Source organism: Enterobacter sp. PP-008-ECC_S150, assembly GCF_045257065.1.
In the GTDB taxonomy this organism is placed as follows: Bacteria; Pseudomonadota; Gammaproteobacteria; order Enterobacterales; family Enterobacteriaceae; genus Enterobacter; species Enterobacter chengduensis.
The window spans coordinates 26,883-44,523 of sequence record NZ_JBJHHG010000021.1; the positions used below are offsets into that span (position 1 = coordinate 26,883).

Below are 17,641 nucleotides of genomic sequence, written 5' to 3' on the forward strand. Positions count from 1 at the left end.
CGGGTTAAATCGCGAAATGCGCGGGAATGTTAACGGCTGTTACGACCGCATCGGTTAATTTACGCAGCTGCGCTGGCGTAATGCTGTACGGCGGCATCAGGTAGATAAGCTTGCCGAAAGGCCGCACCCAGACGCCCTGCTCTACGAAGAAGCGCTGCAGCGCCGCCATGTTAACCGGATGGGTGGTTTCAATCACCCCGATGGCGCCCAGCACGCGCACGTCCTCGACGAAGTTCGCCCCCGAGGCGGCGCACAGCTCCGCTTTCAGCTGCGCCTCAATCGCCGCCACCTGCGTTTGCCACTCGCCGCTTTCCAGAATCGCAAGGCTTTCGCTGGCGACGGCGCAGGCCAGCGGGTTGCCCATAAACGTCGGGCCGTGCATAAAGCAGCCCGCCTCGCCGTCGCTGATGGTGTCGGCAACGTGGCGGGTGGTGAGGCTGGCCGAGAGCGTCATGGTGCCGCCGGTCAGCGCTTTGCCCAGACACAGAATATCCGGCGCAATGCCCGCATGTTCGCAGGCAAACAGCTTCCCGGTGCGGCCAAATCCGGTGGCGATCTCGTCGGCAATCAGCAGAATGCCTTCGCGGTCGCACATCTTGCGGATGCGCCTCAGCCATTCCGGGTGGTACATACGCATGCCGCCCGCCCCCTGCACGATGGGTTCAAGAATGACGGCAGCAATCTCGTGACGATGCGCCGCCATCAGCCGCGCGAAGCCGACCATGTCCATCTCGTTCCACTCGCCGTCGAAGCGGCTCTGCGGGGCCGGAGCAAACAGGTTTTCCGGCAGATAGCCCTTCCACAGGCTGTGCATGGAGTTGTCCGGATCGCACACCGACATCGCCCCGAAGGTATCCCCGTGATAGCCGTTGCGGAAGGTGAGGAACCGCTGGCGCGCTTCACCCTTCGCATGCCAGTACTGCAGCGCCATCTTCATCGCCACTTCCACCGCCACGGAGCCGGAGTCGGCCAGGAAAACGCACTCGAGCGATTGAGGCGTCATCGCCACCAGACGGCGGCAAAGATCCACCGCGGGCTGGTGGGTGATGCCGCCAAACATCACGTGCGACATCTGGTCAATCTGCGCCTTCATCACCGCGTTCAGGCGCGGGTGGTTGTACCCGTGAATGGCCGCCCACCAGGAGGACATTCCGTCGACCAGCCGTTCGCCGCTGGCAAGGTGCAGCTCGCAGCCGTGGGCGGAGGCTACCGGGTAGACGGGAAGAGGGCGGGTCGTGGAGGTGTAAGGGTGCCAGATATGCTGCTTGTCGAAGGCGAGATCGTCCTGGGTCATAATCGACTTGTAAACCATTTTGAAAAGTTTTAGGTTTACGAGTATAAACCGAACCGAAAATTAACAAAACCCTTTGGAGAAGCCCGATGGCTCACCACGCACGCTGGACGATGTCGCAAGTCACTGAATTATTCAACAAACCTTTTCTTGAGCTGATGTTCGAAGCCCAACAGGTGCATCGTCAGCACTTCGATCCGCGCCATGTTCAGGTCAGCACGCTGCTGTCAATCAAGACCGGCGCCTGCCCGGAAGACTGCAAATACTGCCCGCAGAGCGCGCGCTACAAAACCGGTCTTGAATCCGAGCGCCTGATGGAAGTCGAGCAGGTGCTCGACTCCGCGCGCAAGGCGAAAAACGCCGGCTCAACCCGCTTCTGCATGGGCGCGGCGTGGAAGAATCCGCACGATCGCGACATGCCGTACCTGGAGCAGATGGTAAAGGGTGTGAAGGAGATGGGCCTCGAAGCCTGTATGACCCTCGGTACGCTCAACGAAGAGCAGGCGCAGCGCCTCTCGGCCGCGGGGCTGGATTACTACAACCACAACCTCGACACCTCGCCTGAATTTTACGGCAACATCATCACCACGCGTACCTATCAGGAGCGTCTGGACACGCTGGATAAAGTGCGTGACGCGGGGATCAAGGTCTGCTCCGGCGGCATCGTGGGCTTAGGCGAAACGGTGAAAGACCGCGCGGGCCTGCTGCTGCAGCTGGCGAACCTGCCGACCCCGCCGGAAAGCGTGCCAATCAACATGCTGGTGAAGGTCAAAGGCACGCCGCTGGCGGATAACGACGACGTGGATGCGTTTGATTTTATCCGCACCATCGCGGTGGCGCGCATCATGATGCCGACCTCTTTCGTGCGCCTCTCTGCCGGCCGTGAGCAGATGAACGAGCAGACCCAGGCGATGTGCTTTATGGCCGGGGCCAACTCCATCTTCTACGGCTGCAAGCTGCTGACCACGCCGAACCCGGAAGAGGACAAAGACGTACAGCTGTTCCGCAAGCTGGGGCTGAACCCGCATCAGACCGAGGTGCTGACGGGCGATAACGAGCAACAGCAGCAGCTGGAGCAGCAGATTTTTAACGCCGACACCGACCAGTTCTACAACGCGGCAGCCGTATGACCTGGCAGGCACGAATTAATACCGCGCTGGACGAACGCCGGGCGGCAGAGGCGTTTCGCGTCCGCAGGGTGGTGGAAAACGGCGCGGGCCGTTTTCTTACCCGCGAGGGGCGTCAGTTCTGCAACTTCTCCAGCAACGATTATCTCGGGCTGAGCCAGCATCCGGCCATCGTCCGCGCCTGGCAGCAGGGCGCGGAGCGGTTTGGCGTGGGCAGCGGCGGCTCGGGACACGTCAGCGGCTACACCACGGCGCATCAGGCGCTGGAAGAGGCGCTTGCCGACTGGCTCGGCTACCCGCGCGCGCTGCTTTTTATCTCCGGCTTTGCCGCCAACCAGGCGGTCATCACGGCCCTGATGGGGAAGGACGATCGCATTGTCGCCGACAGACTCAGCCACGCCTCGCTGCTGGAGGCGGCAAATTTAAGCCCGGCCCAGCTGCGCCGCTTTGCCCATAACGACGCGGTACAGCTCGCTGCGCTGCTGGAAAAACCCTGCGAAGGACAGCAGCTGGCGGTCACGGAAGGGGTGTTCAGCATGGACGGCGACAGCGCGCCGCTTGCCGCGCTGCACGAGGCCGCAAAGCGGCAAAACGCCTGGCTGCTGGTGGACGATGCTCACGGGATTGGCGTGATGGGCGACGAAGGCCGCGGCAGCGCGTACCGGCAAAACGTGAAGCCGGAGCTGCTGATCGTCACCTTCGGCAAGGGCTTTGGCGCCAGCGGCGCTGCCGTGCTGTGCAGCGAGTCCGTCGCCGACTATCTGCTGCAGTTTGCCCGACACCTGATCTACAGCACCAGCATGCCCCCGGCGCAGGCGGTGGCGCTCTCTGCGTCCCTGGCGGTGATCCGCAGCGCAGAAGGGGAGGCACGTCGCCAGCGTCTGGCAGAGCATATTGCCCGCTTCCGCCAGGGATTAGCGGCATTACCCTTCCGCAGTCCCGATTCGCAGAGCGCCATCCAGCCGGTGATTGTCGGCGAAAATGGTCGTGCGCTGGCCCTGGCACAGGCGCTGCGCGAGCGGGGCATGTGGGTCACCGCCATTCGTCCGCCCACCGTTCCGCCGGGTACCGCCCGGCTGCGCTTAACCCTGACGGCGGCGCATGAAGCGCGCGATATCCAGACCTTGCTGGAGGTGCTCCATGATGCCGGTGAATAAGCAGGCCGTCGCGGCGGCATTCGGTCGCGCCGCCCAGAGCTATTCGCAGCACGATGACCTGCAGCGCCAGAGCGCGGCGGGGCTTCTGGCCGCGCTTGGCGAGAAGCGCTTTCCGCAGGTGCTGGACGCCGGCTGTGGTCCCGGCAGCAATAGCCGCTACTGGCGCGAGGCGGGAAGCCGGGTCACGGCGATCGACCTCTCGGACCGGATGCTCGACGTGGCGCGTCAGGGGCAGGCAGCAGATCGCTATCTGCTGGCCGATATCGAGGCGATCCCGCTGGGGGATGCCCAGTTCGATCTGGTCTGGAGTCATCTGGCGGTCCAGTGGTGCAGCAGCCTGCCGCAGGCCTTACGCGAGCTGTATCGCGTGGCGCGGCCGGGCGGGAAGGTGGCCTTTACCACCCTGCTGGAAAGTTCGCTGCCGGAGCTGAATCAGGCCTGGAAAGCAGTGGATGAGCAGCCGCACGCTAACCGCTTTTTATCGCACGAGCAGGTGACGCAGGCGCTGGCAGGCTGGCGCTACCGCAGTACGGTGCAGACCATCACGCTCAATTTTAGCGATGCGCTTAGCGCCATGCGCTCGTTGAAGGGCATTGGCGCCACGCACCTGCATGCCGGGCGCGAGAAAAAACCGCTCACCCGGGGTCAGCTACAGCGCCTGGAGCTGGCCTGGCCGCAGCAGCGGGGTCGATTCCCGCTCTCCTATCAACTTTTTCATGGGATTATCGAACGTGACTGAACGTTATTTTGTCACCGGAACGGATACGGAAGTAGGTAAAACGGTTGCCAGCTCGGCGCTGCTGCAGGCGGCGAGACGGCTCGGGAAAAACACCGCCGGATACAAGCCTGTCGCTTCCGGCAGCGAGATGAGGGCGGAAGGGCTACGCAACACCGACGCGCTGGCGCTCCAGCGTAACAGTACCCTTGAGCTTGCCTATTCAGCGGTGAATCCGTACACCTTTGCCGAGCCGACCTCGCCGCACATCATCAGCGCCGACGAAGATCGTCCGATTGATTTTGCCGTGCTGTCTGCCGGATTACGGGCGCTGGAGAGCCAGGCCGACTGGGTGCTGGTGGAAGGTGCGGGGGGCTGGTTTACGCCCCTTTCGGACACGCAGACGTTTGCGGACTGGGTGCAGGCCGAGCGGCTTCCGGTCATTCTGGTGGTCGGCGTTAAGCTGGGCTGTATTAACCACGCCATGCTTACCGCGCAGGCCGTCCAGCAGGCGGGGCTGCGGCTGGCGGGCTGGATAGCTAACGACGTGGTTGCGCCGGGTAAACGACACCAGGAATATCTGGCGACGCTTGGGCGCGTCCTGCCCGCGCCGTGCCTTGGGGAGATCCCCTGGCTGGCTGACGGCGTGGATAAAGCCGACACCGGACGTTACCTCGATCTCAGCGCCTTGCTTCCCGCGTCATCCAGTGAGCGATAAGCTCGTCATCCAGCTCGTTAACGTGGCCCTGCGCCACGTTACGCCCGCGATAGAGCAGACAGAAACGGTCCGCCACCCGGCGGATAAACGACAGCTGCTGCTCCGCTAACAGCACCGTCATACCCAACTCCCGGTTTAAGCGCCCCAGCAGCTGCCCCAGCTTCTGGGCGAAGCTGTAGCCTGCGCCGAGCAGGGGCTCATCGAGGATCAGCAGGTGCGGACGGTTGACCAGCGCATTAGCCAGCGCCAGCTGATACTGGTCGTCCGGAGAGATCGCGTTGGCTCGGGTCTGTCGCAGCGCGTAGAGCGCCGGAAACAGGTCGTAAACGTCACTTTTCGCCTCCGGGTTGGGTTTCCCCATCGCCCGCATGGCGATATGCAGATTTTCCTCAATCGTCAGCTGGGAGAAGATCCGCCTGTCCTGCGGGACATACCCTATCCCCGGTCCTGAACGCGGTTCTGGCGGCAGGTTGAGCAAATCGCGGGGCGGTGCCCCCGCCTCGTGCCAGATGATGCTGCCGCTTTCGACGGGCACTCTCCCGGCAATGCAGTTCATGAGGGTGGTTTTCCCCATCCCCGGCAGGCCAACGACGCCTGTACACATTCCCTGCGGAAAATCCCCATTCACGTTCCATAGCGTATGTTGGCTTCCGTAAAACTGATTTACAGCACGCAGACTCAACATCTTTCTCTCCTTAAAAATGTGTGTAGGTGAGGCTCATAGTTGAGTCTGCAAAACCCCTGCCAGAAATCGAAAAGTGCTTAAAAAAACGGCTTTTTTAGGAATAAGTCACAAGCGCGCGGCGGATAACAGCCGGGATTGCACACGGACGGTGCTGGCGGTGTTGGGTTGTGGTGCAGCGTCAGAAATGATGAAAATGTGAGCAAGATCGCATCGGTTGGTTATGAATGACGCAACTGTTAATCAGCAAAAAAGAGCTATAAAAATTTTTTCCTGCCGTCTCGTGGGAAAATCCGGGAATTTGCCGAGCGCCACGCCGTATGGGCTGGAAGCAGTTATCCACTATTCCTGTGGATAACCATGTGCATTAGAGTTAGAAAACACGCGATAAGCGAGAGAAGACGCGGCTTTCGCCCAAATTGACGCGAAACGCGGCTTTAGAAAATATCGTTTAATTTTTAATTGCTTAGATAAAAGCAATTCCCGTCATGAAAGTGTCACCCGTTGCCATAAAACTATCATTACCTGGCTTGACAAATGTTAAAAAAGAAAAAGTTCTGGGGATAACCTGACCTGACTGGTGTTTTATGTTGTCACAGCCCAAATTTTGTCGCTATCGCGCTAATGATTCAGGCGCTACGCTAAATATCCTGACATGCTACTGGTTTTTCATCCAGTGTTTTTTACTGGCATTCCTGGCAACAACGAGTAAAATTACTCACCTGCCGCTTATAACGTCATCAGGTTGTCGCCCATGAGTAAACCGTTCAAATTGAATTCTGCTTTCCGTCCATCTGGCGATCAGCCTGAGGCGATCCGTCGTCTCGAAGAGGGGCTGGAAGACGGGCTGGCGCACCAGACGCTGCTCGGGGTAACCGGCTCGGGTAAAACGTTCACCATCGCCAACGTGATTGCCGATCTCCAGCGTCCAACGATGGTGCTGGCGCCCAATAAAACCCTGGCCGCGCAGCTTTACGGTGAGATGAAAGAGTTCTTCCCGGAAAACGCCGTGGAGTATTTCGTCTCCTACTACGATTACTACCAGCCTGAAGCGTACGTACCGAGCTCTGACACCTTTATCGAAAAAGATGCCTCGGTGAACGAACACATCGAGCAGATGCGGCTGTCGGCCACCAAGGCGCTGCTGGAGCGTCGTGATGTGGTTGTGGTCGCGTCGGTTTCGGCGATCTACGGTCTGGGCGATCCTGATCTCTATCTCAAGATGATGCTGCACCTGACGCAGGGGATGATCATCGACCAGCGTGCGATTTTGCGTCGCCTGGCCGAGCTGCAGTACACCCGCAACGACCAGGCCTTCCAGCGCGGCACCTTCCGCGTGCGCGGTGAGGTGATCGACATCTTCCCGGCGGAATCGGACGATATGGCGCTGCGCGTCGAGCTGTTTGACGAGGAGGTCGAGCGGCTGTCGCTTTTCGACCCGCTGACAGGACACGTTGAGTCGGTGGTCCAGCGCTTCACCATCTACCCAAAAACGCACTACGTGACGCCGCGCGAGCGTATCGTGCAGGCGATGGAAGAGATCAAAATAGAGCTGGCCGAGCGCCGCAAGGTGCTGCTGGCGAACAATAAGCTGCTGGAAGAGCAGCGCCTCAGCCAGCGCACGCAGTTCGACCTTGAGATGATGAACGAGCTGGGCTACTGCTCCGGCATCGAAAACTACTCGCGCTTCCTCTCCGGGCGCGGGCCGGGCGAGCCGCCGCCGACGCTGTTTGATTACCTTCCGGCTGACGGATTGCTGGTGATCGACGAATCCCACGTCACGATCCCGCAGATCGGCGGGATGTACCGCGGTGACCGCGCGCGTAAAGAGACGCTGGTGGAGTACGGATTCCGCCTGCCGTCGGCGCTGGATAACCGTCCGATGAAGTTTGAAGAGTTTGAAGCGTTAGCGCCGCAAACCATTTACGTCTCGGCCACGCCGGGCAACTACGAGCTGGAGAAATCGGGCGATGAGGTGGTTGACCAGGTCGTACGTCCGACCGGGCTGCTGGACCCGATTATCGAAGTGCGTCCGGTCGCCACGCAGGTGGACGATCTGCTTTCGGAAATTCGCGCCCGTTCCGCCATCAACGAGCGCGTGCTGGTGACCACGCTCACCAAGCGTATGGCGGAAGACCTGACCGAATATCTCGAAGAGCACGGCGAGAAGGTGCGTTATCTGCACTCGGATATCGATACCGTGGAGCGCATGGAGATTATCCGCGACCTGCGTCTGGGCGAGTTTGACGTGCTGGTGGGGATCAACCTGCTGCGAGAAGGCCTGGATATGCCGGAAGTCTCGCTGGTGGCGATTCTGGATGCGGATAAAGAGGGCTTCCTGCGTTCTGAACGCTCCCTGATCCAGACCATTGGCCGCGCGGCGCGTAACGTCAACGGCAAAGCGATTCTGTACGGTGATAAAATCACCCCGTCGATGGCGAAAGCGATTAGTGAAACGGAGCGCCGCCGCGAGAAACAGCAGCGCTACAACGAAGAGCACGGCATTACCCCGCAAGGGCTGAACAAGAAGGTGGTGGATATTCTTGCGCTGGGTCAGAACATTGCCAAAACCAAAGCAAAAGGTCGCGGCAAGGCGCGTTCAGTGGTGGAAGAAGATACCGTCGTGCTGACGCCGAAGGCGCTGCAGCAGAAAATCCACGAGCTGGAAGGGCAGATGATGCAGCACGCGCAGAACCTGGAGTTCGAAGAGGCGGCGCAGATCCGCGACCAGCTGCATCAGCTGCGGGATCTGTTTATTGCCGCATCGTAGCTTCTTGCCCGGTGGCGCTGCGGTATGAACCGGAAACATGGGTAACACTTTAGACCGGATACATGGGTAACAGTTATAACTGGCATAGAAGAGGAGACTCGCTATGCCCTGGACTGAGACCCGACCTATGCAACGCCTTGATTTTATCCGTGCCTGCCATGCAGGCACGGACTCCTTCTCCGCTCTTTGCCGCCTTTTTAACATCAGCCGTAAAACCGGCTATAAATGGCTTCAACGTTTTGACCCTTCTGACCTCTCATCTCTCTCTGACCGCTCGCGCGCGCCACGCTCCCGTTCCCGGATGGTTCCTGATGATATCGTCGGTCACCTCACAGCCCTGCGTCAAAAACACCCTGACTGGGGGCCGAAAAAACTGCGGATGTGGCTGCTTAATCATCACGTCGATTTTACCGTACCTGCTGCCAGCACTATCGGCGATATCCTCAAGCGTGAAGGCCTGGTTCCGGATAAAAAGCGAAAACGCAGAACCCCGGGCAATCGCCGGCCCCTGACCGTCATCAGTGAGAACAATCAGGTCTGGAGCGCTGATTTTAAAGGCAAGTTCAGGCTGCTGAGCAGAGAGTACAGCCATCCCTTCACGCTGACCGACAATCACAGCCGGTATCTGCTGAGCTGCCGGGGAACACACAGGGAGAGTGAACCCTTCGTCAGAGAGTGCCTGACAGAGGCGTTCCTGGAATACGGTCTGCCGGAAGTGCTCAGAACCGATAATGGTCAGCCCTTCGCAGGCACGGGAATAGCCGGATTAAGTCGTCTTGCCGTCTGGCTAATCAAGCTGGGCATCAGGCCAGAGCGTATCAGAAAGGGTCATCCGGAAGAAAATGGACGCCATGAGCGAATGCACCGTTCCCTGAAAAGTGCGGTAAAACAGGGCAATACCTTCATGACGATGGAAGAACAACAGCGCTGGTTCACTGACTATCGGGAGGAATTTAACCATGAAAGGCCGCATGAAGCACTGGCGGGTGCAACACCCGGAACGGTATGGCAACCCTCGAACCGGCGCTGGGATGGCCGTGTTCCTGAATATGCTTATCCGGAAGGAGGTACAGTCTACAGGGTGAAATCGAGAGGGACGCTCTATATGGGGAAAAAGGGGACGGTGTTCCTGAGTGAAGCACTGACGGATGAGTACATCATGCTGGAAGAACAGGATGATGGCCTTGAGGCCATCATCTTTAACGGGATAACGCTTGCGTACTACGACCGAAAAACCCAGAGTGTGATCCGGATAGACTAAAAGTGTTACCTATGTTCCCGGTCTGATCTGTCACCTATGTATCCGGTCATACACTGCGCTTACCGGGCCTACGGGTTAAGTGCCCCTTGTAGCCCCGGTAAGCGCAGCGCCACCGGGGATTTTTTGTCAGCCCAGCGCCTGAATCGCCTTCTCCAGCGCCTCGCGCAGCAGATGGCGGTCGTGGCGATATTTAATATCACTCGCTTCCAGCGGCTCCTGGACCACCAGGCGGTCGCCAATGCCGGAGACATCCACCTTCGGCCCGACCACCACGCCGTCGATAATTTTTTTACCGACGTACTGCTCCATGAGATTCAGCTTGTCCGCCAGCGACAGGCTCGCCGCCGCCGGGCTCAGCTCACGGCCTAAATTGCCGATATAAACCATCGGCGCCGGAGTGCGGCGCAGCGCCTGCGCCAGCTCTTTCACCAGCAGAATGGGCATGAGGCTGGTATAGAAACTGCCCGGGCCGATCAGAATAAGATCCGCTTCCCCAATGGCCTCCACCGCTTCCCGCGTGGCGGGCACGGCTGGATAGGTCATGAGCTCCGTTGGCGGCATGAGGAGCTGGTCAATATTCACCTCGCCGTACACTTCATGCCCTTCAGCGTCGATTGCCATCAGGTCAACCGGTTGTTCAGACATGGGGATCAGGAATGCGTCCACTTTGAGCAGGTTGCGGATCAGGTTGATGGCTTCCAGAGGCCTTACGCTCAGGTGATCCAGCGCCTTTAACATCAAGTTTCCGAGGTTATGCCCGGAAAGTTCGCCATTGCCGCCAAAACGGTACTCAAACATCGCCGACGCGACGCTTGGCTCGGTAATTAACTGGTTCAGACAGTTGCGCATATCTCCCCAGGCAATACCGCCTTCGGCACGACGGATGCGTCCGGTGGAGCCGCCGTTATCGGTGGTGGTGACTATCCCCGTCAGCCTTGAGCCGAGCGACGACAAAGAGGACATCACCCGGCCTAAGCCGTGCCCTCCGCCAAGAGCGACCACTCGGTCAAGATCCGCAAAAGTGCGATTGCGCATACGTATTCCTTATCACGTTCGATCGCGTAACAGTAACCTAACTACCCCTAAAAGACGATGCCTCACCCGAGTCAAAATGACGTATATCAATGTGAAAATACGATTTTTAGGTATTCTGTAGCGAAAATGCAGCAATAATCCGCTATATAGATGATTATATAGCGTAAAGTGATAATGGCGTCGTCAGAATTTCCGCGCTACTATCGCCCTAACCACGTTTTCAATATTGAAAACATACACTCTAGCCTTTGTGCCTGTGTCGAAAGATATGGCGCTCTGGCCGTGGCGAATGAGCCACCAGGGTACAGAAAGAAATGACTGTGCCTCCCGTATTTGGAAAGGTGTACATGGCTTCACAACTTACTGATGCTTTCGCGCGTAAGTTTTATTACTTGCGTCTGTCGATTACCGATGTGTGCAACTTCCGTTGCACCTACTGCCTGCCCGACGGCTACAAGCCGGGCGGCGTCACCAATAACGGCTTTCTCTCCGTGGATGAGGTGCGCCGCGTCACGCGCGCCTTCTCTGAGCTCGGCACCGAGAAAGTGCGTCTGACCGGCGGTGAACCCTCTCTGCGCCGCGATTTCCCCGACATCATTGCCGCCGTGCGTGAAAACGAGCGCATCCGCCAGATTGCGGTGACCACCAACGGTTACCGCATGGCGCGTGACGTGGCGAACTGGCGCGAGGCGGGCTTAACCGCCATCAACGTCAGCGTGGACAGCCTTGATGCCCGCCAGTTCCACGCCATTACCGGCCAGGATAAGTTCCAGCAGGTCATGGACGGGATCGATGCGGCATTCGCGGCGGGCTTCGAAAAAGTCAAAGTCAACACGGTGCTGATGCGTGATGTAAACCATCATCAGCTGGACACCTTCCTGGCGTGGATAAAATCCCGTCCCATTCAGCTGCGCTTTATCGAGCTGATGGAAACCGGCGAGGGCAGCGAGCTGTTCCGGCGTCATCACATTTCCGGCATGGTGCTGCGCGACGCGCTGCTCAGGCGCGGCTGGATCCACCAGATCCGCCAGCGCAGCGACGGCCCGGCGCAGGTCTTCTGTCATCCTGATTACGAAGGCGAGATTGGTCTTATCATGCCCTATGAGAAAGACTTCTGCGCCAGCTGTAACCGCCTGCGCGTCTCCTCCGTTGGCAAGCTCCACCTTTGCCTGTTCGGCGACGGCGGCGTAGACCTTCGCGATCTGCTGGAAAACGATGCGCAGCAGGCCGCGCTTGAAGCGCGTATTTCTGAAGCCCTGACGCATAAAAAACAGACCCACTTCCTGCACCAGGGCAATACCGGCATAACTCAGAACCTGTCTTACATCGGCGGGTAATCAGGCTTAAGAAGGAATCAGAAGATGAGTCAGGTCAGCGCAGAATTTATCCCGACACGCATTGCTATCCTTACCGTTTCCGACCGCCGTGGCGAAGAGGATGATACCTCCGGCCACTGGCTGCGCGAGGCGGCCCATGACGCGGGGCATCACATCGTCGATAAAGCTATCGTGAAGGAGAACCGCTACGCCATTCGCGCGCAGGTCTCGCAGTGGATCGCCAGCGATGACGTGCAGGTGGTGCTGATCACCGGCGGCACCGGCTTTACCGCGGGCGATCAGGCCCCCGAGGCGCTCATCCCGCTGTTCGACCGCGAGGTGGAAGGCTTTGGCGAAGTGTTCCGCATGCTCTCCTTTGAAGAGATCGGTACCTCCACGCTGCAGTCGCGCGCCGTTGCCGGCGTGGCTAACAAAACCCTGATTTTCGCCATGCCGGGCTCGACCAAAGCCTGCCGCACCGCGTGGGAAAACATCATCGCTCCGCAGCTCGATGCCCGTACCCGTCCGTGTAATTTTCATCCTCATTTAAAGAAATAAGCTATGTCACAACTGACCCACATTAACGCCGCTGGCGAAGCGCATATGGTGGACGTCTCTGCCAAAGCCGAGACGGTGCGCGAGGCGCGCGCGGAAGCGTTCGTTACCATGCTGCCGGAAACGCTGGCGATGATTATCGACGGCAGTCACCACAAGGGCGACGTCTTTGCCACCGCGCGCATTGCGGGGATTCAGGCCGCCAAGCGGACCTGGGACTTAATCCCGCTGTGCCATCCGCTGATGCTGAGCAAGGTGGAAGTGAACCTGCAGGCGCAGCCGGAGCACAACCGCGTGCGGATTGAGTCACTCTGCCGCTTAACCGGCAAAACCGGCGTCGAGATGGAGGCGCTGACGGCGGCCTCCGTTGCCGCGCTGACCATCTACGACATGTGCAAAGCGGTGCAGAAAGATATGGTGATTGGCCCGGTTCGCCTGCTGGCTAAAAGCGGCGGCAAATCTGGTGATTTTAAGGTGGACAGCCATGATTAAGGTGCTCTTTTTTGCCCAGGTGCGCGAGCTGGTGAATACCGACAGCCTGACGCTGGATGCCTCTTTTGAAAACGTAGCCGCCCTGCGTGCGCATCTGGCGGCGCAGGGCGACCGCTGGGCGCTGGCGCTCGACGAAGGCAAGCTGCTGGCGGCCGTTAACCAGACGCTGGTGGAATTCAGCCATCCGCTGACCGCAGGGGATGAAGTGGCCTTCTTCCCGCCGGTTACGGGGGGCTGAGATGGCTGAAACCCGAATTCTGGTGAGTCCCGCGCGTTTTAACGTGGGGACAGAATACAGCTGGCTGGCGGAACGCGATGAAGACGGCGCGGTCGTCACCTTCACCGGCAAGGTGCGCAACCACAACCTCGGCGACAGCGTGAAGGCGCTGACGCTGGAGCACTATCCGGGAATGACCGAGAAATCGCTGGCGGAGATTGTGGAGGCGGCGCGAGGCCGCTGGCCGCTCGGGCGCGTTACGGTGATCCACCGCATCGGCGAGATGTGGCCAGGCGAAGAGATTGTCTTTGTCGGCGTGACCAGCGCGCACCGCGGCAGCGCCTTTGCGGCAGGGGAGTTCATTATGGATTACCTCAAAACCAAAGCCCCGTTCTGGAAGCGCGAAGCGACGCCGGAGGGCGATCGCTGGGTAGAATCCCGCGACAGCGACAAACAAGCCGTCAGCCGTTGGTAGTCGGTTGACGTGGATGTGTTAATCTTAAGGTGTGTGTCTACTTAATCTTAATCAGGAGTGAATCATGGACCGATTTCCGCGTTCCGATTCAATAGTACAGCAGACCCGTAGCGGCCTGCAGACGTATATGGCTCAGGTGTACGGCTGGATGACGGTCGGCCTGCTGCTTACCGCGTTTATCGCGTGGTATGCGGCGAACACGCCCGAGCTGATGATGTTTATTTTCTCCAGCAAAATCACCTTCTTTGGGCTGATTATCGCCCAGCTGGGGCTGGTGTTCGTGCTCTCCGGTCTGGTGCATAAGCTCAGCGCGGGGATGGCGACCACGCTGTTTATGCTCTATTCGGCGCTAACGGGGCTGACGCTTTCCAGTATTTTCATCGTCTACACCTACTCCTCCATCGCCAGCACGTTTGTGGTGACCGGCGGAATGTTCGGCGCGATGAGCCTCTACGGCTACACCACGAAGCGCGATCTGAGCGGCTTTGGCAGCATGCTGTTTATGGGGCTGATTGGGATTGTGCTGGCGTCGCTGGTGAACCTGTGGCTGAAGAGCGACGCGCTGATGTGGGCCATTACCTACATCGGGGTGGTGGTCTTCGTTGGGCTGACGGCGTATGACACGCAGAAGCTGAAAAACATCGGCGAGCAGATCGACGTGCGCGACAGTGCAAACCTGCGCAAATACTCGATTCTGGGCGCGCTGACGCTCTATCTGGACTTCATCAACCTGTTCCTGATGCTGCTGCGGATTTTCGGCAACCGTCGCTAGGGTTGTTTTGCCGGGTGGCGGCTTCGCCTTACCCGGCCTACGAAACGCGAACCGTAGGCCGGGTAAGGCGAAGCCGCCACCCGACTTATTTATTTCGCCATTACCTTTTCGTTCTTCGCTCTCAGCTTCTTCGCCCGACTCTCCAGCGCCAGATAACAGACCGTTGCCAGCGCCAGCGGCAGGAAGTAATAGAGCATACGGTACGCCAGCAGGGCGGCGATAATCGTTCCCTGTGAGACATGCTCCCCGGCCAGCAGGGCAATAAATACCGCCTCCAGCACCCCGATCCCCGCCGGAATATGCACAATGACGCCCGCAATGCTGCTCACCAGCAGCACGCCCAGCACGAAGAAGTAATTCACGTCCTCGCCAATCAGCAGCCAGATGATGGCCCCCATCGCCATCCAGTTGGCGCTGGATACCGCCATCTGCAGCACGGCGAACTTCCACGAGGGCAGCACCAGCTTTTGCCCTTTGATGGTCATATGACGGCGCTTAGCGAAAGCGCAGGCCCACAGATAAAAGGCGATAATCAGCAGCAGCACGATGCCCAGAATGCGCAGCGTGGCCTCATCGATATACCAGTGCGCGGGCAGCTGCACCACGCCGATGGTGAAGATTACCCCGCCGAGCAGAATATAGCCTAGCCAGTTGGTGGTGATGCTTAACGAGAAAATACGCGTGATGGTGCCGCCCGGCAGGCCAAGCCGCGAGTAAAGGCGATAGCGCATGCCAATGCCGCCGACCCAGGTGCTCAGCGTCAGGTTAAAGGCGTAGCAGATAAACGACACCAGCATCACCTGGCGCTTGGCCAGCTTGTGGCCGCAGTAAGCCCGGCCCAGCAGGTCATAGCAGCCGTACATCAGGTAGCTGACGATAACCAGCCCGGCAGCGCCCAGCAGCACCATCCGGTTGTAGTTGCGGATAACTTTCCACACCTCTTCCCAGTCAACTTTCTGCGCGTAAACCACCAGCAGGACCGCGACCGCAATAAAAAACAGCCAGGTCAGGATCTTTTTCGCCAGCCGCCAGCGTGGATGCGATTTTGACATCAGGGTTTGCCTCCGTCTTCCGCCTCAACGCGGTCCTGGGTTTCCATTTCGGGCTGTACCGGAGGGTCTACCTGCGCCAGCTTCGGCGTATGCGCCGGCAGCCAGCCGACCATCGCCGGGAAATGACGCAGGAAGTGGAACACCACCACGCTGATGCCCAGATTCCACCAGGTGCGTTTCGGCACCATAGACTCGTCCACGCGCACGCAGTCGTTAACGATCAGCGCCTGCAGGTTATCCCGCAGGGTCTGGTTAAACTGGCGATCGTGAATGATCAGGTTGGCTTCAAGATTGAGCGACAGGCTCAGCGGATCCAGATTGCTGGAGCCGACGGTGGCCCAGTGATCGTCCATCAGCGCGACTTTGCCGTGCAGCGGTCGGCGGCGATATTCGTAGATCTGTACGCCACCCTTCACGAGATAGTTATACAGCAGCCGCGCGCCGACTTTGACGATCGGCATATCCGGCTCGCCCTGCACAATCAGCTTCACCCGTACCCCGCGCCGGGCCGCGTTGCGCATGGCGTGCAGCAGGCGATAGCCCGGGAAGAAGTAGGCGTTAGCAATAATCACCTCGCGCTTCGCGTTGGCGAGCATCTTCAGGTAATGGCGTTCAATATCGTCCCGGTGCTCGCCGTTGTCGCGCCAGACGAAAAGGGCCTGCGCTTCGCCAGGCTTGCGGTTCTCCTCCGGGCGATGGCGGCGTTTCCACCAGCGGCGAACGGCCTCTTTCCCCGGCAGGTTCTCCAGTTCGTATAATACGATGTCCTGCACTACCGGGCCCTCAATGCGAATGGCGTAATCCTGCTTCGCTTCCGGGCCGTAGTCGGACATGTGCTCGGCGGAGTAGTTAATGCCGCCGACGAACGCCACCGTCTCATCCACCACCACAATTTTGCGGTGCATCCGGCGGAAAAGGTTGGTACGCATGCCGAACAGGCGCGGACCGGGATCGTAGTAGCGGAACACCACGCCCGCAGCGGTCAGTTCATTGACGAACCCATCGCTGAGGTCCGGCGAGCCGTAGCCATCCAGCAGCACTTCAATTTTGATGCCGCGTCGCGCGGCGCGCAGCAGCACGCCGTGCAGCTGTTTGCCAACGTTATCTTCGAACCAGATAAAGGTTTCGAGGATCACTCTCTGCTTAGCGTTATCAATCGCCTTAAACACGGCCGGGTAATACTCGTCCCCGTTGACCAGCAGCGTGATCCGGTTGCCTTCCTGCCAGGAACATTTCATAGGTGGATCTCCGCGCTGAGCGGGGCATGGTCGGAAAGATGTCGCCAGTTGAGGAGCGCCAGGGCGGTCGGGCTGCTGGCGTGGGCATTTTTCACGTAGATGCGGTCAAGCCGGAGCAGCGGGAAACGGACCGGAAAGGTGCGCGCGGGCCTGCCGTTGGCGCGAGTAAAAACCTCCTCCAGCCCGGCCTGCACCTTCAGCGGATGGTTTGCCCGCTGCCGCCAGTCGTTGAAATCGCCCGCTACCACCACCGGTTCACCTTCGGGAAGCGCGTTGGTCCAGTCTGCCAGCATTTTCAGCTGCGCCTGGCGATGGGCCTCGCGAAGGCCAAGATGAACACAGCCAACATGGACAGGACGCTCAAGATCGGGCGGGGTAATGCGGCAGTAAAGCAGGCCGCGCTTTTCGCTTTCTCCGACGGAAACGTCGCGATTTTCGTAATGTTCAATGGGGTAACGGGACAGCACCGCGTTGCCGTGATGGCCTTCCGGATAGACCGCATTGCGGCCGTAGGCGTAATCGCTCCACATGGTGTCGGCCAAAAATTCATAGTGCGGCGTGTCGGGCCAGTTCTCAAAGTGAAGCGGATGGACTTCGTGCGCGCCCATCACCTCCTGCAGGCAGACAATATCGGCGCTCACGGTGCGTACCGCGTCGCGCAGCTCCGGTAAAATGAAGCGGCGGTTAAATGCTGTGAAGCCTTTATGAATGTTTATCGTCAGCACCTTAAGCGAGAAATGCTGCATTTTTTGAGTCATAAGCTCCTTC

At 59.1% G+C, this 17,641-nt stretch carries 18 protein-coding genes and 1 riboswitch; of the genes, 12 read left to right on the forward strand and 6 right to left on the reverse strand.

What is annotated here, in order from left to right:
• Positions 1–4 precede the first annotated feature (4 nt).
• Positions 5–1,294 (reverse strand): adenosylmethionine--8-amino-7-oxononanoate transaminase, encoded by a 1,290-nt coding sequence (gene bioA / locus ACJBF3_RS20350; RefSeq protein WP_072265695.1) that lies wholly within the window; start codon positions 1,292–1,294, stop codon positions 5–7.
• Positions 1,295–1,380: 86 nt separating this feature from the next.
• On the opposite strand from bioA, the gene bioB reads away from it, so the two are divergent.
• The 4 genes from bioB to bioD are packed head-to-tail and all read left to right on the forward strand — an operon-like array spanning position 1,381 to position 5,008.
• Positions 1,381–2,421, forward strand: coding sequence for a biotin synthase BioB (gene bioB / locus ACJBF3_RS20355; RefSeq protein WP_033144975.1), 1,041 nt, complete (start codon positions 1,381–1,383; stop codon positions 2,419–2,421).
• Positions 2,418–3,575 carry an 8-amino-7-oxononanoate synthase gene (bioF, locus tag ACJBF3_RS20360; protein WP_045331266.1) on the forward strand — a complete coding sequence of 386 codons (1,158 nt, stop codon included), beginning with the start codon at positions 2,418–2,420 and terminating at the stop codon, positions 3,573–3,575. The genes bioB and bioF overlap by 4 nt, the downstream gene beginning before the upstream one ends.
• Positions 3,559–4,314, forward strand: a complete 756-nt coding sequence (gene bioC, locus ACJBF3_RS20365; protein ID WP_045331264.1) for a malonyl-ACP O-methyltransferase BioC — start codon at positions 3,559–3,561, stop codon at positions 4,312–4,314. The genes bioF and bioC overlap by 17 nt, the downstream gene beginning before the upstream one ends.
• Positions 4,307–5,008, forward strand: a complete 702-nt coding sequence (gene bioD, locus ACJBF3_RS20370) for a dethiobiotin synthase (RefSeq protein ID WP_059517965.1) — start codon at positions 4,307–4,309, stop codon at positions 5,006–5,008. Before bioC ends, bioD begins: the two co-directional genes overlap by 8 nt.
• Here the strand turns inward: bioD and ACJBF3_RS20375 are convergent.
• On the reverse strand, positions 4,971–5,693 hold the full coding sequence (locus ACJBF3_RS20375; protein WP_045331259.1) for an ABC transporter ATP-binding protein: 723 nt from the start codon (positions 5,691–5,693) through the stop codon (positions 4,971–4,973). The two genes, bioD and ACJBF3_RS20375, sit on opposite strands and share 38 nt — an antisense overlap.
• A 751-nt stretch (positions 5,694–6,444) precedes the next feature.
• Between ACJBF3_RS20375 and uvrB the strand changes: the two genes are divergently transcribed.
• The gene (gene uvrB / locus ACJBF3_RS20380; protein WP_045331257.1) at positions 6,445–8,460 is read left to right on the forward strand and encodes an excinuclease ABC subunit UvrB; all 2,016 of its coding nucleotides are present in this window, start codon (positions 6,445–6,447) and stop codon (positions 8,458–8,460) included.
• Between the two features lie 103 nt (positions 8,461–8,563).
• On the forward strand, positions 8,564–9,721 hold the full coding sequence (locus ACJBF3_RS20385; RefSeq protein WP_045331256.1) for a DDE-type integrase/transposase/recombinase: 1,158 nt from the start codon (positions 8,564–8,566) through the stop codon (positions 9,719–9,721).
• Between the two features lie 126 nt (positions 9,722–9,847).
• Here ACJBF3_RS20385 and yvcK read toward each other — a convergent pair whose 3' ends face one another.
• Positions 9,848–10,756, reverse strand: a complete 909-nt coding sequence (yvcK, locus tag ACJBF3_RS20390; protein ID WP_045331253.1) for a uridine diphosphate-N-acetylglucosamine-binding protein YvcK — start codon at positions 10,754–10,756, stop codon at positions 9,848–9,850.
• Positions 10,757–10,981: 225 nt separating this feature from the next.
• Positions 10,982–11,116: riboswitch (molybdenum cofactor riboswitch) on the forward strand.
• On the opposite strand from yvcK, the gene moaA reads away from it, so the two are divergent.
• The 6 genes from moaA to ACJBF3_RS20420 all read left to right on the forward strand — a co-directional run bounded on the left by moaA (position 11,104) and on the right by ACJBF3_RS20420 (position 14,583).
• On the forward strand, positions 11,104–12,093 hold the full coding sequence (moaA, locus tag ACJBF3_RS20395; RefSeq protein WP_045331250.1) for a GTP 3',8-cyclase MoaA: 990 nt from the start codon (positions 11,104–11,106) through the stop codon (positions 12,091–12,093). Its footprint overlaps the riboswitch before it by 13 nt.
• A gap of 24 nt (positions 12,094–12,117) precedes the next feature.
• Positions 12,118–12,630: a molybdenum cofactor biosynthesis protein B gene (gene moaB / locus ACJBF3_RS20400; RefSeq protein ID WP_032638997.1), complete on the forward strand. Its 513-nt coding sequence runs from the start codon at positions 12,118–12,120 to the stop codon at positions 12,628–12,630.
• Positions 12,631–12,633: 3 nt separating this feature from the next.
• A complete protein-coding gene (gene moaC, locus ACJBF3_RS20405) occupies positions 12,634–13,119 on the forward strand; it encodes a cyclic pyranopterin monophosphate synthase MoaC (RefSeq protein WP_008501142.1) in 486 nt (161 codons plus the stop codon).
• Positions 13,112–13,357 (forward strand): molybdopterin synthase sulfur carrier subunit, encoded by a 246-nt coding sequence (moaD, locus tag ACJBF3_RS20410; protein WP_045331247.1) that lies wholly within the window; start codon positions 13,112–13,114, stop codon positions 13,355–13,357. The genes moaC and moaD overlap by 8 nt, the downstream gene beginning before the upstream one ends.
• A gap of 1 nt (position 13,358) precedes the next feature.
• Entirely contained in the window at positions 13,359–13,811 is a 453-nt protein-coding gene (gene moaE, locus ACJBF3_RS20415; protein WP_406545242.1) for a molybdopterin synthase catalytic subunit MoaE, read from the forward strand.
• Between the two features lie 64 nt (positions 13,812–13,875).
• Positions 13,876–14,583, forward strand: a complete 708-nt coding sequence (locus ACJBF3_RS20420) for a Bax inhibitor-1/YccA family protein (protein WP_045331241.1) — start codon at positions 13,876–13,878, stop codon at positions 14,581–14,583.
• Between the two features lie 89 nt (positions 14,584–14,672).
• On the opposite strand, the gene ACJBF3_RS20425 is transcribed toward ACJBF3_RS20420, so the two are convergent.
• The 3 genes from ACJBF3_RS20425 to ACJBF3_RS20435 are packed head-to-tail and all read right to left on the reverse strand — an operon-like array spanning position 14,673 to position 17,631.
• Complete coding sequence (locus tag ACJBF3_RS20425) at positions 14,673–15,635, reverse strand: YbhN family protein (protein ID WP_045331618.1); 963 nt, start codon at positions 15,633–15,635, stop codon at positions 14,673–14,675.
• A complete protein-coding gene (clsB, locus tag ACJBF3_RS20430) occupies positions 15,635–16,873 on the reverse strand; it encodes a cardiolipin synthase ClsB (RefSeq protein ID WP_045331615.1) in 1,239 nt (412 codons plus the stop codon). Before clsB ends, ACJBF3_RS20425 begins: the two co-directional genes overlap by 1 nt.
• A complete protein-coding gene (locus ACJBF3_RS20435) occupies positions 16,870–17,631 on the reverse strand; it encodes an endonuclease/exonuclease/phosphatase family protein (protein ID WP_045331612.1) in 762 nt (253 codons plus the stop codon). The genes clsB and ACJBF3_RS20435 overlap by 4 nt, the downstream gene beginning before the upstream one ends.
• Positions 17,632–17,641: the final 10 nt, after the last annotated feature.

What these genes read in the sequence shown, in the direction of transcription:
- bioA (WP_072265695.1), bottom strand. Translation starts at nt 1,294, where the DNA reads ATGACCCAGGACGATCTCGCCTTCGACAAGCAGCATATCTGGCACCCT.
- bioB (WP_033144975.1), top strand. Translation starts at nt 1,381, where the DNA reads ATGGCTCACCACGCACGCTGGACGATGTCGCAAGTCACTGAATTATTC.
- bioF (WP_045331266.1), top strand. Translation starts at nt 2,418, where the DNA reads ATGACCTGGCAGGCACGAATTAATACCGCGCTGGACGAACGCCGGGCG.
- bioC (WP_045331264.1), top strand. Translation starts at nt 3,559, where the DNA reads ATGATGCCGGTGAATAAGCAGGCCGTCGCGGCGGCATTCGGTCGCGCC.
- ACJBF3_RS20375 (WP_045331259.1), bottom strand. Translation starts at nt 5,693, where the DNA reads ATGTTGAGTCTGCGTGCTGTAAATCAGTTTTACGGAAGCCAACATACG.
- uvrB (WP_045331257.1), top strand. Translation starts at nt 6,445, where the DNA reads ATGAGTAAACCGTTCAAATTGAATTCTGCTTTCCGTCCATCTGGCGAT.
- ACJBF3_RS20385 (WP_045331256.1), top strand. Translation starts at nt 8,564, where the DNA reads ATGCCCTGGACTGAGACCCGACCTATGCAACGCCTTGATTTTATCCGT.
- yvcK (WP_045331253.1), bottom strand. Translation starts at nt 10,756, where the DNA reads ATGCGCAATCGCACTTTTGCGGATCTTGACCGAGTGGTCGCTCTTGGC.
- moaA (WP_045331250.1), top strand. Translation starts at nt 11,104, where the DNA reads ATGGCTTCACAACTTACTGATGCTTTCGCGCGTAAGTTTTATTACTTG.
- moaB (WP_032638997.1), top strand. Translation starts at nt 12,118, where the DNA reads ATGAGTCAGGTCAGCGCAGAATTTATCCCGACACGCATTGCTATCCTT.
- moaC (WP_008501142.1), top strand. Translation starts at nt 12,634, where the DNA reads ATGTCACAACTGACCCACATTAACGCCGCTGGCGAAGCGCATATGGTG.
- moaD (WP_045331247.1), top strand. Translation starts at nt 13,112, where the DNA reads ATGATTAAGGTGCTCTTTTTTGCCCAGGTGCGCGAGCTGGTGAATACC.
- moaE (WP_406545242.1), top strand. Translation starts at nt 13,359, where the DNA reads ATGGCTGAAACCCGAATTCTGGTGAGTCCCGCGCGTTTTAACGTGGGG.
- ACJBF3_RS20420 (WP_045331241.1), top strand. Translation starts at nt 13,876, where the DNA reads ATGGACCGATTTCCGCGTTCCGATTCAATAGTACAGCAGACCCGTAGC.
- ACJBF3_RS20425 (WP_045331618.1), bottom strand. Translation starts at nt 15,635, where the DNA reads ATGTCAAAATCGCATCCACGCTGGCGGCTGGCGAAAAAGATCCTGACC.
- clsB (WP_045331615.1), bottom strand. Translation starts at nt 16,873, where the DNA reads ATGAAATGTTCCTGGCAGGAAGGCAACCGGATCACGCTGCTGGTCAAC.
- ACJBF3_RS20435 (WP_045331612.1), bottom strand. Translation starts at nt 17,631, where the DNA reads ATGACTCAAAAAATGCAGCATTTCTCGCTTAAGGTGCTGACGATAAAC.